The following is a 3,246-nucleotide window of genomic DNA, read 5'->3' as shown; positions in this document are numbered from 1 at the left end:
GGGCCGCGTTCGCCTCGGTGGACCCGGCCGGCCAGGACGCACGCGCGGCGGGACCCTTTCGGGGTCGTGGCGGCGCGCCCTCGCGTGGCACGATGGGCGGCATGTCAGCGCGTGCACGGGCGGCCGGTGGTCGCCGATTTCCGCGGCCCGTCCTCGGGCTGCGCTGACGCGCGCGTGACCTGACCGCCGACGAGCGGACGGGCACGAGGGCCCGGGACGGGCGCCACTAGACTTCCCTGCTGGCCGGTGCGCTTTCGCGCGCCCGGTCAGGGCCCGTCCGTCCGTGGCGCGGACGCGGGCTCCGGCTTCTCCCCTGGAAGGTCCGCATGACCGACACACCCCTGTCCCCGCTCGACGAGGCGGGCGTCGACCTCGCGGTGAAGGCGGCCCTGGCCGCGTTCACGGCGGCCGGCGACCTCGACGAGCTCAAGTCCGCACGCCTCGCGCACCTCGGTGAGCACAGCGCGATCGCGCTCGCGAACCGTGCGATCGGCGGACTCGCGCCCGCCGAGAAGGGCGTCGCGGGCCGGCTGCTGGGCGGTGCCCGCGGGCGGCTGCAGCAGGCGCTCGCGGAGCGGCAGACGCAGCTCGAGGCGGAGCGTGACGCGCGCGTGCTCGTCGAGGAGACCGTCGACGTCACGCTGCCCGTCGACCGGCGCCCGCGTGGTGCGCGGCACCCGCTGGAGACGCTGCAGGAGCGCATCGCGGACATCTTCGTGGCGATGGGCTGGGAGATCGCCGAGGGCCCCGAGCTCGAGTCGGAGTGGTTCAACTTCGACGCGCTGAACTTCGGCGTCGACCACCCCGCGCGGCAGATGCAGGACACGTTCTTCGTCGACCCGCCGGAGTCCGGGCTCGTGCTGCGCACGCACACGTCGCCGGTGCAGGCGCGCACGCTGCTCGAGCGTGACCTGCCCGTGTACATCGCGTGTCCCGGCAAGGTGTTCCGCACGGACGCGCTCGACGCGACGCACACGCCCGTGTTCCACCAGGTCGAGGGCCTCGCGGTCGACAAGGGCCTGACGATGGCGCACCTCAAGGGCACGCTCGACCACTTCGCGCGGGCGATCTTCGGCCCCGAGGCGCGCACGCGTCTGCGGCCGTCGTTCTTCCCGTTCACGGAGCCGTCCGCCGAGATGGACCTGTGGTTCCCGCAGAAGAAGGGCGGTCCGGGCTGGATCGAGTGGGGCGGCTGCGGCATGGTCAACCCGAACGTCCTGCGGGCGTGCGGCGTCGACCCCGACGTCTACTCGGGCTTCGCCTTCGGCATGGGCATCGAGCGGACCCTGATGCTGCGCCACGGCATCGCCGACATGCACGACATGGTGGAGGGCGACGTGCGCTTCTCCACGCAGTTCGGGACGGAGATCTGATGCCCCGCGTTCCCCTGACGTGGCTCGCCGACCACGTCGACCTGCCCGCCGGCCTCACGGCCGAGCAGCTCGCCGCCGACCTCGTGCGCGTCGGGCTCGAGGAGGAGGCGATCCACGCCGCCGCCGTGACGGGCCCGCTCGTGGTCGGCGAGGTCGTCGAGCGCACGCCCGAGCCGCAGAAGAACGGCAAGACGATCAACTGGTGCCGCGTCGACGTGGGCGCCGAGCACAACGAGCCCGGCGGTGCTCCGCGGGGCATCGTGTGCGGCGCGCACAACTTCGACGTGGGCGACAAGGTCGTCGTCGCGCTCCCGGGCGCGGTGCTGCCCGGGCCGTTCCCGATCGCGTCGCGCAAGACGTACGGCCACGTGTCGGACGGCATGATCTGCTCGGCGCGCGAGCTCGGCCTCGGCGAGGACCACGCGGGCATCATCGTGCTGTCGACGCTCGGCCTCGACGTGCCCGTCGGCACGGACGCGCGCGAGCTGCTCGGCCTCGGCGACGAGGTGCTCGAGATCAACGTGACGCCCGACCGCGGGTACGCGTTCTCGATGCGGGGCGTCGCGCGGGAGTACGCGCACTCCACGGGTGCGACGTTCACCGACCGCGGTCTGACCACGCCCGAGCAGCGCGAGCCCGTGTCCGGCGGCGTCGCCGTCGACCTCGAGGACGACGCGCCGATCCACGGCGTGCCCGGCTCGGACCGGTTCGTCGCGCAGGTCGTGCGCGGGGTCCGGGCGGACGCCCCGTCGCCGCAGTGGATGCAGCGCCGGCTCACGCAGGCGGGCATGCGCCCGATCGGTCTGGCCGTCGACGCGACGAACTACGTCATGCTCGACCTCGGTCAGCCGCTGCACGCGTACGACCTGGCCAAGGTCGCCGAGCCGATCGTGGTGCGGCGCGCGCGTGCGGGCGAGCGCCTGCTCACGCTCGACGGCGTGGACCGCGCGCTCGACCCCGAGGACTTGCTGGTCACCGACAGCCCCGAGGGTGCGCGTGCCGCGCGGATCATCGGGCTCGCGGGCGTGATGGGTGGCGGGGACAGCGAGGTCGGGCCGGACACCGTCGACGTGCTGGTCGAGGCAGCGCACTGGGACCCGGTCACGGTCGCGCGCACCTCGCGGCGGCACAAGCTGTCGAGCGAGGCCGCCAAGCGGTACGAGCGCGGCGTCGACCCGCAGCTGCCGCGCGTCGCGGTCGCCCGGGTCGTGGAGCTGCTCGTCGAGCACGGCGGTGGCGTCCCGGACGCGGCGCTCACCGACGTGGACCGCACGGCCGAGCCGCCGACGATCACGCTGCCCGTCGACCTGCCCGGTCGCCTCGTCGGCGTGCCGTACACGGCCGACGAGGTGCGCGACGTGCTCACCCAGATCGGCGCCGAGGTGTCCGACGCGGGCGACGACGCGCTCGCGGTGCGGGTGCCGTCGTGGCGTCCCGACCTGGTGGTGCCGGTGGACCTCGTCGAGGAGGTCGCGCGCCTGCGCGGCTACGACGCGATCCCGTCGACGCTGCCCGTCGCCCCCGCCGGTCGCGGCCTGACCGCAGGCCAGCGGACCCGCCGCTCGGTCGCGCGGGCGCTCGCCGAGGCGGGCTTCGTCGAGGTGCTGACGTACCCGTTCGTCTCGACGGAGCAGCTGGACGCGCTCGCGCTGCCGGAGGACGACGACCGTCGCCGTGCCGTCCGGCTCGTGAACCCGCTCGCGGAGTCGCACCCCTACCTGCGGACGAACCTGCTGGTGACGCTGCTCGACGCGGCGCGTCGCAACGTCGGTCGCGGCCAGAGCGACCTCGCGGTCTTCGAGATCGGGCTCGTCACGCGGCCCGCGCCGGACGCCCCGGCGGCCCCGCGCCTGCCGGGGGGCGTGCGCCCGAG

2 protein-coding genes are annotated in these 3,246 nt (G+C 74.5%); both read left to right on the top strand.

Annotation, left to right across the window (positions count from 1 at the left end; all coding sequences use genetic code 11):
- Positions 1 to 326: 326 nt before the first annotated feature.
- The gene (gene pheS, locus HGA02_RS14140) at positions 327 to 1,373 is read left to right on the top strand and encodes a phenylalanine--tRNA ligase subunit alpha (protein ID WP_168679587.1); all 1,047 of its coding nucleotides are present in this window, start codon (positions 327 to 329) and stop codon (positions 1,371 to 1,373) included.
- A partial coding sequence (gene pheT / locus HGA02_RS14135; RefSeq protein ID WP_168679585.1) for a phenylalanine--tRNA ligase subunit beta occupies positions 1,373 to 3,246 on the top strand: 1,874 nt, incomplete at its 3' end. The genes pheS and pheT, both read left to right, overlap by 1 nt.

Source organism: Cellulomonas septica, assembly GCF_012396155.1.
GTDB classification, from domain to species: Bacteria; Actinomycetota; Actinomycetes; order Actinomycetales; family Cellulomonadaceae; genus Cellulomonas; species Cellulomonas septica.
This window is presented reverse-complemented; position numbering and strand designations above follow the sequence as displayed.

Excerpts from the sequence above, each read along its gene's own strand:
- pheS (WP_168679587.1), top strand. The coding sequence starts at position 327 with ATGACCGACACACCCCTGTCCCCGCTCGACGAGGCGGGCGTCGACCTC.